Genomic DNA, 15,399 nt, shown 5'->3' on the forward strand with positions numbered 1-15,399 from the left:
CGTGGTGTTCTTCAGAGCTCTCTCAGCGATGGCGATCCCGCTGGTCGCGGCGGGCGCGTGCATCCCTGACGTGGAGCCCACGGCGGGCGTGGTGGTGGGCGGCCAGTTCAACCGCCTGAACGACGCGCGTTATCCGGCCACGGTCGCCGACTTCCAGCTCGATCGCTTCGAGGTGACGGTGGGCCGGTTCCGGCAGTTCGTCGCGGGCTACCCGGCGACCAGACCGAAGGCGGGAGCGGGCGCCCATCCGCTCATCCAGGGCAGCGGCTGGGATCCGGCGTGGGATGCGAGCTTGCCCGCGGGGCAGGACGAGCTGCGGGCATCGCTGGAATGCGACCCCAATTTTCGGACGTGGACCGACGAGCCCGCCGGCAACGAGGCAGTGCCGATCAACTGCGCGAGCTGGTATCTCGCGTTCGCCTTCTGCGCCTGGGACGAGGGCCGGCTGCCCACAGAGGCGGAGTGGAACTACGCCGCGGTCGGGGGGAACGAGCAGCGCGCCTATCCGTGGGGAGACGAGGCCCCGAGCCAGGAGCTGGCGGTGTACGGCTGCGATACCACGACGACTGTGTGCCCGATCCCGTCTGTCGGGTCGAAATCCCCAGCGGGCGACGGGAAATGGGGGCAAGCCGATCTGGCGGGGAGCTTGTTCGAGTGGGTCCTCGACTACCATGCCGATCTGACGGAGACGTGCAACAACTGCGCGGCGCTGACCGACGGAGGCTACGGGAGGGGCTCCCGCGGAGGGGCGTTCTCCCACACCGAGGAGACGCTCAGCCCGACGTACCGTATCGGCGAGCTGCCGGAGAGGACGCTGTCTTTCTACGGGTTCCGCTGCGCGCGGGGCGAGTAGGGGGCGACGACGCTACGCGGTCGAGCGCACGGGCCTGCCGCCGGTGCTCACACGCGCGAGAGCGGCAGAGCGCGGTCGCCGAGAACGTGTTGGCCGATGTCGCAGAGAGCCGGCCCATCGAGATTATCCCCTCCGCGCAGCGCCTCCCGTCGCACCGTTGATGCCGATGATCGAGAAATATTCGGAGTTTTCTCCTTGAACTGTTTCTCGATTCTTGCGCTGCACATTGTTCCACGCGTCGAAATGGGTCCTCCGTTTCCCAATCCGCCGCGACATCTTCTTCCTGAACGGATGTGTGTCATCGAATGCGGGGGAGAGGGAGAGCTCTTCCGGTGGCTGGATGACGTAGAGGCCTGTGGTGTCGTCGATTCGATTGCTTTCATGAGCCATTTCCGGTGCTGCGGGGCTGTCGGACCGGTCGACCGGGAGCGTTTCCGGCGTTTCGGAGACGGTCGGACCGGTCGCCCGGGAGCGTCTCCGGGGTCCCGCGGGCGGTCGGACCGGTCGCCCGGGAGCGTCTCCGGGGTCCCGCGGGCGGTCGGACCGGTTCCTGGAACGCGGGACCCCTCGCCGATCGCGCGCTTGCGCTCGAACCCGGAAATCGGGTAGCCCGGTAGCTCACGGCGCGGGGCGTAAGTGGGCATGGTGCAAGGGTAATCGCCGTGGATCTCGACGCCTTCCCCGGGGCCGCCGCCCGCCGTGTGCGGCTCGCCGCGGCGCTCGTGCTCGCCCTCGGAGTCGCCCACGGCGTTCTGGGCGCACGCGAAGCAACCGCCGCAGAGCCGCTCGCCTGGGTTGCGCCCCCCAGCGTCCGCGTCGTGGCGTGGAGCAACGGCCCGCAGCAGGGCGCCCCCGCTCCGGACGAAGACCGCGCCGCGCCCGTCGCAGCCGACCCCACCGGGCCCATCGCGCTCGCCGCGGGGCAGCTGCTCCTCGTGCCCGTGGACCCAGGCGACCGGCTGGAGCTGCGCGGCGACGTCGCAGGGATCGGCCTCGGCTCGGGCGTCGGGAGCGTGCCCGATGTGATCACCTGGATGCCGCTGCCTCCCCTCAGGGCCGGCGCGCGCGACGTCGCGGTGCCGACGTGGTCGAGCGCGCGCTTCGTCGTCGTGCGCGCGGCCGCCGCGCGCGGCGGCGGGAGCACGCCGGTCGCCGTGCGGGTCGCCGCACGGGAGCGCGCGCCGCTGGCCTGGTATCGCCTCGACGAGGACGTCGCCGCGTGGCTCGGCGGCCGCGCGCCCGCGCCGGCCGCCGCGCCGGGCGAGGCGGGCGCGCTGCTCCGCTGGGTCGACGCCGCACGCGCGGCGCTCGCCGCCCCGGCCGCGGCGGGCGCGCCCTCCGCGCGCCTCGACCCGGCCGCGGCCGCATGGCTCACCGCGCGCTATCTCGAGGAGTCGCTGCTCCTCCGGCCGCTCGTCGAGCCGTACTTCGTGGGGCGCGACGTCGAGCCGCGCGGAGGCCGCGAAAGCCCCGATCTCCCGGCCGTCGAGCGCGCCACGCCATGGCGCTCGCTCGGCGCCGGGGCGCGGCTGGAGCTCCGCGCGCCCGGCGCGGAAGTGCTGCGTATCGCCCTCCGGGCGCGCGCCTACGGGACCACGCGCGTCGTGGTGCGCGCCGGTGGCGCCGTCGTCCGGGAGCTCGTCGTTCGCACCGGGTCGCGGCTCGCGGACGCCGTGCGCTGGAGCGAGCCGCGGTGGATCCGGGTGCCGCTGCCGGTCGATGCGCGCGCGGCGACGGTCGACGTCGTCGAGGGGGAGGTCGCCGTCGCCGCCAGCGGCTACCAGCAACGCGCCGGCGTCGCCGAGCTCCTCGCGCCGCAGCGCGACCGCGCCGCCCTGCTCGATCGCGCGGCGCGGCGCGATCTGGCCGGCGGCGGCGATCGCGCGCCGGTCCACGCCGAGGCGCCGCGGCTCCTCGCCGCCGCAGACCGGGCCTTCGCGCCGGCCGCCGCGAAGGCCGCGCTCGACCTCGCCGCGCGGCCGGCCGTGCCGCCGCCGCTCCGGGCGCTCGTCCTCGCGGAGTCGGTGCGGTGGGCGCCCTCCTCCGGCGCGGCGTTCGCGCGCGCGGCGCAAGCCTACACGGCGGCGCAGGCCTCTGCCGCGGCGCGAGGCGATGCGGCGGCGCAGGGCCGCGCGGCGGCGGGCGCCACGTCGCTTCAGCGCGCCACCCTCGCGCGGCTCGCCGCGGCGCACGCGGAGCCGGGCGCCGCGGATGCGCCCTGGTCCGGGCCCGCTGGGCCCGGGGCAGGGGCGCCGCGTGATCGCGGCGGAGGCCGCGCGCACCCGGACGACATCGCGGCCGTGTCCGCGCTGGGCGCGGCGATGTCGCCGCCGCGCGACGGCCGCCGGCCAGCGGGGGCGCCGCTCGCGGAGCGCTATGCGCTCGGCCATGGCGACGTCGAGAGCGCGGCGCCGCTCGCGCGCACCGCCTGGGCGCGCGAGGCCCCGTGGGACGCGCTCGACATCCCCGATGGCGTGGCCGCGTGGAGCTCGATCGCGCAGCCTCGCGACGCGCTGCCGCCCGCGGGAGGCGGCACGTCGGCACGCGCCGCCGCGGACGGCTTCTGCGAGGTGGACGCGGAGTCCGGGCTTCGCTGGACGGTCCTCGACGCCGAGCGCGCGCAGATCGACGTCGAGGCGCCGCCGGGGGCTCACGCGCGGGTGCTCCTGCGGAGCGCCTCGAACCAGGTGGTCCCCGAGTCGTCGGTGCTCATCGACGGCACGCCGGCCGCGGTGCATGGCGGCGCCGGGCTCACGTCGGTCGTCGCCGTGGCGCCCGGGGCGCGCACCTTCCAGCGGCCCGCGGGCGCTCCGCCGGCGCTCGCGCGCATCCCGCGCAGCGGGCGCGCTCCGTGCGCGTCGCTGCGCGAGATCGTGCAGTGGGCCTGGGTCGACGGCGCAGCGACCTTCGCGCTCCCCGACCCGGAGCGCGCCACGGTGGCCCGCGTCGTCATCGCGCCGCCCGCCGTGATGGGCGAGGCGGCGCTGGCGTCCGGAGCGCATGGCGCCGCTGCGTCGGCGCCCGGAGCGCAGGGCGCCGCAGCGATGGTGCCCGGAGCGCATGGCGCCGCAGCACCGGCGCCTGGAGCCGCTGCGTCGGTGCCCGGAGCGCAGGGCGCCGCAGCGATGGCGCCCGGAGCGCATGGCCCATCGCCCCCGGCGGACGGCCCCGCGCGCGTGCTCCGCGTGCGCGCAGGCGCCGCCGTCCACGAGGCCTGGGTGCGCGCCGGCGCCACGGGCTCGATCGAGGTCCCGGTCCCCGCCGGCGCGCGCGAGCTGCGCGTCGAGACCGACGCGCCGGCGCTCCTCCGCGCCTCGGTGCGCCTGCACCCCGCCGCGCCCGGCGCGCCGCGCGCCGTCACGCCGGTGCGCCCGCCGGACGGCGCGCCCGTCGACGGCACGCTCGAGCAGATCCGGGGCGCCACGCGCGCCCTCCGCGCCGCCCCCTCGCCCGCCCACGCGGCGCTCCACGCGCAGCGCGCCGCGGCGCTCGACGCCCTCGGCTTCCCGGCGCTCGCCGCGCTCGACCGCCCCGCCGAGGAGGATCCCTGGGATGCGGCGCACCTGCCCGGCGCGTCGACCGCGGGCGCGCCGCCGAGCACCGTCTTCTCCCTGCCGCCGGGCAGCCCGGTGGCGGTCCCGCTCGGCCTGCCCGCGCGCGTGCCGCCGCTCCCGCTGCCCGACGACCGCGCGCCCCTCGCGGCCGCGCGCGGCGCGCGCGCCAACGGCGATCCGCGGCGCGGCGTCGCGCTGCTCGCGGGCCCTGCGGGCGACAGCGCGGGCGCGGACGCGCTGCTGCTCGGCCTCCTCGCCGAGCGCTCCAGCGAGGTGCAGATCGCCGCCGACGCCTTCACCCGGATCGGGCTCGCCCACCGGTCCGCCGCGGCGCTCTCCCGGGCCGCGAACCTGGCGACCGACGTGGCTTCCGCCGCCCCGGCGCCAGATCGACGGCTCACGCTGCGCGCCCTCGTGCTCGCCGAGCTCGCCGTGCAGGAGGCCGCCCGCGAGGCCTCCGCAGGTCGGCAGGGCGCCGCGCCCGCAGCCTCGGGGAACGCCGCGCAGGGCCCGGCCATCGCTCCTCCCGCCGGCGCCGCGCCGGGCGCGCCGTCGCCGCCTGTCCAGCTCCCGCCGGCCGCCCTCGCGCGGCTGGCCCCGGTGACCGGCTGGGCCGTGCCGCCGCGCGCCGACGCCACGGCCGGCACGGCGACGCTCGAGATGCGGGCCAGGGCCGATCGCGATCTGCCGCTCCGCGTGCGGGTGCGGCGCGCGCTCGTCGACGCGCCGGAGGCGTCGCTCCTCATCACCGACGGCGCGCGCGCCGAGTTCCGGCTCGATCGCGCCGCGCCGGGCGCGATCGTTCTCGACGGCGTCTGCCGGGCGCTCGACCGCGAGGAGACCCCCTGCGCGTTCTCGATCGCGCTCGACGGCGAGCCGGTCGCGTGCTCCGCGGCGCCCGCGCCGACGGCGGACCGCTGCGTCGTGCAGGTGCCGCGGGGCAGCCACCGCATCGAGGCGCGGCCTCCGGCGGACCGGAGCGTCCTCGGCTGGATCCGCGCGACCGCGGCCGGCGCGGCGCAGCCCTTCTCGGGCCGCGTCCTGTCGACATGGAATGACATCGACCCCGCGCGCCCCCTGGAGCTCGCGTTCGTCGGCCCGACCGTTGTGCGCATCCGCGCCCGCGCCGCCTACGAGTGCGCGTCGCCCCGCGCGCGCGCCGCGCCCGCGGACGGCGGGGATCCGGCCTGCCATCCCGAGGTCGCCGCGGCCACGCCCTCCGGCCAGCTGCGCTTCTCGGTGGCGCCGCTCGACGGTGCCGGCGGCGAGGCCGGCGGCGGCGCGGTGGAGGAGGGCTCCCTCGCGCTCGACGCCTCCGAGGACCGCGCCGCGCGCCGTCTGGGCGTCACGCGCGAGCCGTTCTTCTGGCTCGGCGGCGAGGTCGAGTCGCGCGTCGCCGTCCTCCCCGAGGGCCCGCACGTGCTGCGCGTCGCCTCGCCCGGCGGCAGGGCGCTGCTCCGCGTCGAGCTCGCCGTCGCGCGCGGCGCGCCCCGCCCCCGCGTGCCGCCGCCCGCTCCGCCGCCCGCGCCCGCGCCGCTCGCGCCCGCGGACGAGCTGCTCCGCCCGGCGCCCCCGGTGGGGGAGGACCCGGACCCGGGGCCGCTCTCCGTCGGCGGCTACGCGCGCCTCGTCGACAGCGAGCTCACCGAGGAGGACTTCCGTCTTCCGGTCCGCTTCCTCGAGCTCGGCCTCGACGTGCACCGCGAGCTGATCGAGCGGCGCGCCTGGATCGCGGCCGCGGGGTTCGGTCGCCTGCGCGACGGGCCGGAGAGCTTCGGCGCGGAGGCGCGCTTCGACCTGAGCTCGAGCGGCTGGGTTCCCGGCGGTTCGCTGAGCGGCCGCGTGGTGTTCCAGCCGGACGCCAGCGACGCCATGGGCGCCAGGGCGGCCGCGACCGCGTTCTGGTCCATCCCGCTCGGCGAGCTCACGCTCTCGCCGTGGGCGGGCTTCACGTGGCTCGCGGTCGACGAGTCGCTGCGGGGCTTCACCGGCGCCGACAAGGACGTCTACACGCCGTACGGCGCCAAGCACGACACGCAGGCCTCGCTCGGGGCGCGCCTGCGGTACCGGCCGTTCGTCGACGCGCTCGTCACGGCGGGCACGTCGCTGCGCCTGAGCCCGGTGCCGTCGGCGCTCGACCGCATCGACGCGACGCTCGACCTCGACCTGCTCCCCGGCCGGGGGCTGTGGCCGTGGATCCAGCTCGGCTGGCTCGCGAGCTACCGGCCGGTGAACGAGGCGCGCGACGAGGCCTTCCTGCGCGACGCGTTCACCGCGGGGCTCACGTTCTGGAGCTGGCTCGCGCGCGGGCACCGCGTCTCGCTGGGCGTGGAGGGGACGTTCCTGTTCGACGTCCCGAGCCCAGCCGAGACGTCGCCGCGCGCCTCGGGTTTGGCCTTCCTCCGCTACGACTACACGGCCCGCCGCGGTCTCCGCGACTTCCCGCCGGCGTCGACGCCGTTCCGCGAGCGGCAGGAGGAGGGGAGCGGACGCATCGAGCGCGAGCGGCCGGCCGTCGAGCCCTCGTGGGAAGAGCCGTGAAGCAGGCTGCCCGGCCGGCGCCGGCGCGCGCCGCGGAGGGGCCGAGGCAGCACGCGCCGAGCGCGAGAGCCTGGGCGTGTCCGCATGGGCACCGGAGCGAGGCGCGCCTGAGGCGCCGCCCTCACCACCAGCCGATGCCCGTCCTGGAGGATACCGCCGATGCCGTTTCCGTCGCCCGGGGCGCGCGCCCTCTCGCCGGACGACGCGTGCGCCGCGCCGGTGTTCCCATCGGACTCGGACTCTCGATCGGAACACGACTCCGCTTCGACCCAGCTCGCAAGGGTCGATGGGCTTTCAGTGCTGGTTCCGCCTGTCAGAAATCCCGTCAGAAAAAACGGCCGATGACGAGCGGCCGCCGAAAATAGCGGCGATCGCCATCGTTCTCCGCCTGTTTCGCCGCCGAGGGCGGCTCCGGTGCGGCCCATCGGGGCGCCCTCCGCCGCCGCGTTGCCGGGTAGCGGTCGAGGTCGCCACGCGCCGAGGCGGGAACCATGAACGCTGCGGGCAGAGGAATTCAAATCTGCCGCACCTGGCGCCGCGCCCAACGGGGCCGGCCTCTGGTAGCCTCCGCCGCGCCGCCGACCGACCGGCGGAAACGAACGGAGAAAGAGACACCACCATGGCCATCGTTCTTTACCACCACCCGTTTTCGCGCGCCGCCAACACTGTGTGGATGCTCGAGGAAGTCGGCGTCGAGTACGAGCTCAAGTTCGTCGACATCATGGCCGGCGACCAGAAGAAGGAGGACGTCACGAAGCTCAATCCGATGGGCAAGCTGCCCTTGCTCGTCGACGGCGACACCGTCGTCACCGAATCCGCGGCGATCGGCCTCTATCTCGCGGATCGTTATGCCCCGGGCCGCCTGGCGCCGAAGCTCGACGACGCGGCGCGCGGCACTTATTTTCGCTGGTCGCTCTTCGCCCCCTCGGTCATCGAGCCCGGCTCGATGGCCAAGGCCGGCAACTGGGAGTTCCGCGCCGGCGCCGCCGGTTGGGGCAACTACGACGACATGATCGCGACGATGGAATCGGCCATCTCTGGCCGTGACTTCGTCCTCGGTAAGGAGTTCTCGATGGCCGACGTCATCTTCGGCGGCACCATCGCGTACATGCTCGACTTCAAGATGCTCGAGCCGCGCCCGAGCTTCACCGGATATGCCGAGCGGGTCAAAGCCCGCCCGGCGTACGCGAAGAGCGAGGCGCGCAACAAAGCCGTGATGGACGAGCGCGGCCTCAAGATGCCTGGGGCGTAGAGCGCCCTGAAGGATTGAAGCGGAGCGCCTCGGCGAGCGCCGCGTCCTCTTCCTGCGCTGTGCGCTACGGCGACATGGTAAGAGCGCCTATCCGCTGCGGCATTAACCACTTCGTCATCGATCGCGGTATCGGCATCGTAGAGCTGGCGCGCGCCGTGGAGGCGCGCGGCTTCGACTCGCTCTACCTCGTGGAGCGACGAGGTCGCCTCCTTCGAGGGCGAGCTCGTCCACCTCCCGACGCGGCGCTCGAGCTTCCTCCTTCGTCGCGAAGGGGGAAAGGGAACCGGCGCTGCGCCGACGATCACGCTGGCGTTGATCGGGCGCTTGCGCTACGGACGGTCATGTTTCCGGCGAGATCCTGGCCTTGCACAGGCCTGGAGAGTGATGCAGAAGCAAAGCGTCGATTCGGGCCTTGCGCTATATGAAGGTGATATATGCGTTTTCGGCGACATGGAACAGATGTTACGGCTGTGACGATTCACATATCGAGCACCGAAGGGAACTCTTCGGCCAGCATCGAGATCGCCGATGTTCCACGCCCGGATGGTGTTCCCAGAATAACGAGCAGCAATCCTGATGTAATTAGCGTCGACGGCATGCCTCGCATACGCGCCGTTGGCAATTTTTCGTTTTACCTCAAAGCCCTTGCTACAACATCAGGTAGCGGCCCTGTAACGGTGACTGCGGAGACACGGTCCGGAATCCAGGCGACACTAAGGGTTGTGGTCGACGTTGCGATAGAATTACCGGATCCTGCCACTGAAGCTGGAGCTGTCGCCAGACTGTTGATGTCGGAGGCCCGCGGTCCTTCCCACGCAGACTACCTGGCAGCAGACACATTGGACAGTATGGGGTGGATGCAACGGGTTCTGGAGAATCGATTGGCGAGCGATCCTTCTCAGTTCGGGGCGCCCGGGGCGAATAATTTGATCGACATCATTCGCGCCGCCAATCAGTTTGATGGGTTCTCCGATTATCCGAACCACGATCCGGGGGTTCGTCGTCGGCTGCAGCAGATGGTCAATGCCGCGAACAACGACAACGATCGAATGCAGTCGGATTTTCGAAATTTTATACAGAATGCGATTGATGTGGCTCGGTTGCGGGTCGCCATCCGGGACCCAAGCTCAACAGGCTTGTTCGGGTGGAGAGCCGCAGGGACTGGAAGTCCAGGGCCCAGATTCGCGAGATTTCGTACGTTGGCTGGAAACACGTTCTTTACGTTGCGGCCATGATTGAAGCCTTATGAGCTGAGATTCTCGCCTGCATGCATGGGCGCACTCCGGCGGTGGCCAGCAGCGAGCCGCGCCAGGAAGCAGGGGTATGGTGCAGTTGCATGCAGCGCTGTCGAGGCATCGATGTGCCGTCTCGCATCGGATGGTGGGGCAACGGCGGCGCCGGCAACCGTGGCAGCGTCGGCGGCAACGACGTCGGCGGCCCGCGCGCGCCCCCGCGAGCGTGTACGTGGCGCCCGACGACCACGGCGACGCGTGCTCGTGCTCCGCGAGCGGTCGGCGCCGACGTGGTCGGCCGCGAGACCGCTGAGCACCACCACCCGATCGTGCGCCTCGTCGTAGGCCCCGCCCTGCATGAACAGGCAGCTGTTGGCGTCGGCCACGTGGCTCCAATCGCGGCGGGCCGAGGGCCGAGGTGAGCGAAGCGACGTCGTCTCGTAGGGTTTGCGGCCGCGTGGAGCAGCCGATGAGCGCGAGGACGGCGAACGCAGCAGAAGCACGCAGTCACGCAGGAAATATTCAGCGCCGATGCGATCCTGGGCGGAACCGATGCCGGGAGATTCGAGCGTCTCTCACCCTGTAAGACTGGAGCCTTCCTGCAAGGTCGCCGCACCATCGGGCGCCTCGGAGCGCAAGGGCGGGCTGATCCGTGGTAGGGCGAGCCCCGGGAGGGACGATGTTCCGGGGCTCAGTGACCATGGCGGCACGGTTTCCGCATCGGCCGCGGCAACATGACACGCTGGCAGTACGATTGTGGTCGGGCAGTCCGGCGCCCACCCCTCTTAACGCGGCGCTCCGAAGGAGCCCTGCCAGCCATGTCCTCCCTCGGGCCCGAAGATACCCGAGGGCCGGTCGATTGGAATTGACACCGGCAATGTGAACGTTCACAGTCCAGTCGAGGGCCATCCTTTTGTTTCGGTTTGCTCGGGTCCTCCTGAGCACCGAGCTCTCCGTCAATCTGATCCATTCGGTCGATTTTTTACACCGATCCTGGTCGCTCGGTCGTCGCGGAAGCGATGGCTGCTCGATGGTGATCGGCGTTTTGCCAAGAGCGATCCAAATAGAGGACGCGACAACCCTCGCTTGTTCGACGGCTGCCATGAAATCCTGCGTGCTTTCCACCGGAGATGATTTCGTCAAGAATCCGGCGACGCTGGCGAAGCGGCCGGATGGCAAGCTCGGGAACGAGGGAACCTATGTTGCGGCGGGCCGTGCTGAGACGCTCCTCGGGCGCACCGGTGTCATCACATCGGCCCCGTCCGGGAGCTCGTCTGAGCCGGGTGGGAGGCACTTTGCCAGGGAGGCGGATCCCGTAAGGAACGCTCTGTCACCTGAGGCGAGTGTGGCGAGTCGCCCTTGATACGATCGAATCGTTTTGTTTCCTTTTCACCTGATTCCGGTACGTAGGAGACCTGTGATGCAACATCAAACGTTCAGGCGACTCGCCTTTTGTGTCACCCTTGCGAGTTGGGTCGCGATTTCGTGCGCCCCCGCCGAGTCCGACTCGAACAACGACGGAGGGGGCGGAGCGACGGCGACCAGTTCCGTTGGTAGCGTGAGCGGCAGCGGCGTTACGACCTCTAGCGGCAGCGGCGTTGCGACCTCTAGCGGCAGCGCGAGCGGCAGCGGCGTTGCGACCTCCAGCGGCACCACCGCGGCCGGGACTGGTGGTGACAGCAGCGGCGGGAATGGCGGGGCTGAGCCGACCGGCAGCGGCGGTAATGGCACGGGTGGCTGGCCCGAAGGCGCCATTCCCCTGGGGAACGCGCCTGTGCGGAGCGCGGGGTGCGGCAAGGCAACCACGCTGACGAGCAAGGAGTATACGATCTCGAGTTCGGGCCAAAATCGCGTGTACTACGTCGATATGCCCCGCAACTACGACATGAACAAGCCCTACCGGCTGTTCTACACCTCGCATTGGATCGGCAGCCGCTACCAGGACGTCAAGGGGCAAGACTTCTACTTTCTCAAGCCGCAGCTGGAGGCCGACGGAGAGCAAGCCATCTTCGTGGCCCCCTCCTCGGACGGTGCAACGTGGCAAGAGAAGGACCACGCGCTGTTCGACGACATCATGAAGCTCATGAATGAAAGTGTCTGCTACGACACGACCCGCGTGTTCGCGACCGGCTTCAGCTTCGGAGGGATGATCACCTATTCGCTGTCGACGAACCATCAGGCGGAGATCCGTGCGGCCGTGGGCATCGCCCCGGCCAACTACAACATCTGGTTGCCTGAAAAGACACATAAGCCCATCGCCTGGATGCACACGACGGGCATGAGCGACGGGACTTGCCCCTGGGTGAACAACGAAGGTCAAAAGAGAGGGTCCAAGTTCATCGCCCTCGAAAAAGCCGAAGACAACGGCTGCACGATCCCGAACAACATCCCGACTTCAAACGGCGCGTACAGCTGCTTCGATTTCCAGGATTGCGATCCGGAACATCCGACGCGGGTGTGCACCTTCGGCGGCGGGCACACGAACATCGACGGCAATCCGAATTGGATTCCCATCGAGTCGTGGAAGTTCTTCAAGCAGTTCTGACCGACGTCCTCGGCGCGGACGGGACCCTCGCCCGCGCGTAGCGCCGCGCTCGGGGCGCCTCGACATGGCGCCCTTCCCCCCATGGGTTTCAGGGATTGAACGTCGCGACGAAGATGTCGGAGCCGCCGGCGTGGGGGATGGGGCCGGTCCCGAAGTCGACCGCAGCGCTCGCAGCCCCTGTGAGGGCGATCACGCCGCTCGGCGAGATCGTGATGCCATGTGCGCTGGCGCCGAAGCTGAGGGTCCAGAGCTCGGCGCCGCTCGGGTCGAGCCTGGCGAGCCCGTCTCCGGCGACGACGATGTTACCAGCGGAGTCGAGCGCCAGCGCGTCGTCGAAGGGGATCGAGTCGCTGAACACGTGGGCACCCGCGGCGTCCAGCTTGAGGAGCACGGGGCCGGCGGGCAGCACGCCGCCGCCGAGATCGACGGTCCCGTCCGTGGTGCCGGCCACGAAGACCTCGTCAGCCGCATCGACGGCCACCGACCAGTCCGCCTTCCACGCGCCGCCAGGGGCGATCGACGGATCCGGCGCGAACGGGCGGCTCCAGAGCACGGCGCCGGTCGGGTCGAACTTGCTGACCGTGAGATACCCTGCGTCGGCCTGCGGTGCGGTCACGGTCAGCGCGTTGCCCGCGCTGTCGATCGCGAGATCGGCGTGGTATTCCAGGGTGGTGAAATAGTCCTCCTCGTCGGGAGGGGGCGTGATCCTGTGTTTCCAGAGGACATCGCCGCCAGGGCTCAGCTTTAACAGATAGGCACCGTTCGCCCAAAGGTCGGCGTAGACCAGGTAGGTGTTGCCGAGCGCATCGACGGCGATACGCTCGGGAACGCTGTAGCTGTCGATCGCGTCCGACGTGTAGATGGGCGCTTGACTCCAGATGGCCTTGCCATCGCGGTCGAGCTTGGCCACGAAGCCCACGGTATTGTGGCCCGGTTCGAAGGGGGGGAGGCACTGGTTCAACACCCTGTCGGCGCCACCCGAGTAGGTGCCGGCGAGCAGGAGGTCGCCGTTGCCATCGACGGCCATGACGAGCGGGTGGCCGCTCGTCAGGCGCTCGCTCCAGAGCGGCGCGCCCGATGGATCGAGCTTGAGCAGGAAGTGGCTTCTGAACGGGGAGGTCAGAGGGCCCGCGCCGAAGTCGACGGTTCCTGTGAAGGTGCCGGCGACATAGTAGTTGCCTGCGGCATCGCTCGCGATGTTCAGGCCCTCGTCGGCGCCGGTGCTGCCGAACCCGCGCGCCCACGACAGCATGGGGCAATGGGGGTCGCCGTCGCAGTTCTCGTCCTCCGGCGTGGAGCAGAACTCGTCGGCAGGCGTCACCTCGCCCACGCAGGCGCCGAAGCCAAGGCCGTTGGGTCGGCAGGTCTGCGTCCCCGCAGCGCAGCGTCCGACGCCCCTGGTCCCGGCAGGGCCGGAGTAGCACGCGATGATCGAGCCTGGCACGCACGTCTCGGACGGGTCTCCGCCGCCGCCGGCGCCGTCGCTGCCGCCGCTGCCTCCTCCCTCGCCGCTGTCGCCGCTCGCCGGCGGATTGAATGTGGCAACATAGATATCCCAGCCTTCTGTATACGCGATCGGGCCGGTCCCGAAGTCCACAGCGCCACTCACGACGCCGGTGACGGCGACCGCGCCGTTCGGGGAGATGGCTATGTCCGCTACCGAGGCCGCGAAGTCGCGCGTCCAGAGCTCGGTGCCGCTCGGGTCGAGCATCGTGAGCCCACCCCCGCCGAGGAAGATGTTGTCGGCAGGGTCGACCGCGATGTTGCCGGTGTGGCGGGCGGGCTGGGTGAACACCTCCTCGCCGTCCTGATCCAGCTTGATGAGAGCTCCCTCGACCAACACGAGGGTCTCGCCCGCCGAGTTGACCGCCACCTTGCCACGGAAGCCGTAGCCGTCCAATCTCCGGGACCAGAGCAAATCTCCAGCCGGAGAGAGCTTCGAGACGTACGTGTAGAGGACAAGGTAGTCGCCATCGATACCTGCTTTGTTCACTGTCACCACGTTGCCGGCGCTGTCGAGCGCGAGGTTCATCTGGAAGCTCGGGCTGCCCGGAGTGCTACGCCTCCAGAGGACATTGCCCATCGCGTCCAGCTTCACCACCGCTGTCGCGTCCTCCAGCCCGATGGCGAGGTACGCGTCGCCGAGAGCATCGATGGCCACCTTCGTCGCCCAGGTAGGATGCGAAGGCCAGAAGCGGAATCCATCGCTCCAGATGTGATTGCCGTCGGGGTCGAGCTTCGCCATGAATTGCCCGGAACGATCGGGCGGAGGCGGCAGGGCGCACCCGCCGAAGTCGAGCTCCATGCCAATGCCAGAGAAGTCGTCCTCGTAGTTGCCGGCGATCAGGACGTTGCCGTTTCCATCGATGGCCAGGGTATCTCCTGTCTCGCGCAAGGGGGTGCCGAAGCGCTTGCTCCAGAGCGGCGCGCCCGAGGGGTCGAGCTTGAGAAGGAAGATGTCGCTGTCACCGGCGCTGGTCAGAGGGCCGGTGCCGAAGTCGACCGTTCCTTTGAAGGCGCCGAGGATGTAGTAATTCCCCATGGCGTCGACGGCGATTGTCGATGTGGGATAGGTGGGCTCGATGCCGAACCCGCGCGCCCAGGCGGCCGGTTGCGGGCAATGGGGGTCGCCGTCGCAGCTCTCGTCCTGCGGCGTGGCGCAGAGCTCCGCAGCAGGGGTGATCTCACCCGTGCAGGGCCCGTAGCCGAAGCCGTCAGGACGACAGGTCTGCGTCCCGGCCGTACAGCGCCCGACGCCGTTGGTCCCCTCGGGGCCGGCGTAGCACGCGACGATGGATCCCGGCACGCATGTTGCTGGCGAGCCGCCGCTCCCGGTCGAGGTGCTCTCGTCGCCGCCGCCGTGGCCAGCGGAGCCGCCGCTGCCCGTGGCAGCGGAGCCGCCGCCGCCGTGGCCAGCGGAGCCGCCGCTGCCCGTGGCAGCGGAGCCGCCGCCGCCGTGGCCAGCGGAGCCGCCGCTGCCCGTGGCAGCGGAGCCGCCGCCGCCGTGGCCAGCGGAGCCGCCGCTGCCCGTGGCAGCGGAGCCGCCGCCGCCGTCTCCTGTGGTTGCAGAGCTGTACCCGCCGCCGCCCGCGCCGCCGCCGCTGCTGCTGCTGCTGCTGCCGGGCCCGCTCGGACCGCATTCATTCGTGGGGCCGAAGGCGGCGAGGAGCAGGGCGGCGGAGGCACGCCGGTGAAGCCCGGAAGTCGAACCGATGGACTCGAACGGTCTTGCCATGCCGCCTCTGATGCTCGAGGCAGACGCCGTATTCATGCCGCGAGCGACGACGCGCGTCCAGGGGGCCGAGGGATAAGGAGACGCAGCCACAGCGCCGTCTCCCGCGCGTGATTCGTGGCCACGCCACGCCTCGAACGCGACCTCGTCATGGGCCGACCATCCGTGCCTTCGAAGGTGAGGCCGGATG

The 15,399-nt window shown here is 71.3% G+C and carries 7 protein-coding genes; 6 read left to right on the top strand and 1 reads right to left on the bottom strand.

The annotated features are described in order from the left end of the window. Nucleotides 1–28 precede the first annotated feature (28 nt). The 5 genes from WMF19_RS37550 (at nt 29) to WMF19_RS37570 (ending at nt 11,977) form a co-directional block, all read left to right on the top strand. Nucleotides 29–853, top strand: coding sequence for a formylglycine-generating enzyme family protein (locus tag WMF19_RS37550; protein ID WP_437894757.1), 825 nt, complete (start codon nt 29–31; stop codon nt 851–853). 662 nt (nt 854–1,515) lie between these two features. Continuing rightward, nucleotides 1,516–6,948, top strand: a complete 5,433-nt coding sequence (locus WMF19_RS37555; protein ID WP_437894758.1) for a hypothetical protein — start codon at nt 1,516–1,518, stop codon at nt 6,946–6,948. Nucleotides 6,949–7,567: 619 nt separating this feature from the next. Continuing rightward, nucleotides 7,568–8,200 carry a glutathione S-transferase family protein gene (locus tag WMF19_RS37560; protein WP_437894759.1) on the top strand — a complete coding sequence of 211 codons (633 nt, stop codon included), beginning with the start codon at nt 7,568–7,570 and terminating at the stop codon, nt 8,198–8,200. A 470-nt stretch (nt 8,201–8,670) separates the two neighbouring features. Then, nucleotides 8,671–9,435 (top strand): hypothetical protein, encoded by a 765-nt coding sequence (locus WMF19_RS37565; RefSeq protein ID WP_437894760.1) that lies wholly within the window; start codon nt 8,671–8,673, stop codon nt 9,433–9,435. A gap of 1,417 nt (nt 9,436–10,852) precedes the next feature. Further along, nucleotides 10,853–11,977 carry an alpha/beta hydrolase family esterase gene (locus WMF19_RS37570; RefSeq protein WP_437894762.1) on the top strand — a complete coding sequence of 375 codons (1,125 nt, stop codon included), beginning with the start codon at nt 10,853–10,855 and terminating at the stop codon, nt 11,975–11,977. Nucleotides 11,978–12,065: 88 nt separating this feature from the next. Here WMF19_RS37570 and WMF19_RS37575 read toward each other — a convergent pair whose 3' ends face one another. Next, entirely contained in the window at nt 12,066–14,783 is a 2,718-nt protein-coding gene (locus WMF19_RS37575; protein ID WP_437894763.1) for an outer membrane protein assembly factor BamB family protein, read from the bottom strand. On the opposite strand from WMF19_RS37575, the gene WMF19_RS37580 reads away from it, so the two are divergent. Beyond that, a complete protein-coding gene (locus tag WMF19_RS37580; protein ID WP_437894764.1) occupies nt 14,770–15,171 on the top strand; it encodes a hypothetical protein in 402 nt (133 codons plus the stop codon). The two genes, WMF19_RS37575 and WMF19_RS37580, sit on opposite strands and share 14 nt — an antisense overlap. The last annotated feature ends 228 nt before the right edge of the window (nt 15,172–15,399 follow it).

It is taken from the genome of Sorangium sp. So ce124 (genome assembly GCF_051525235.1).
Taxonomy (GTDB): Bacteria; Myxococcota_A; Polyangia; order Polyangiales; family Polyangiaceae; genus Sorangium; species Sorangium atrum.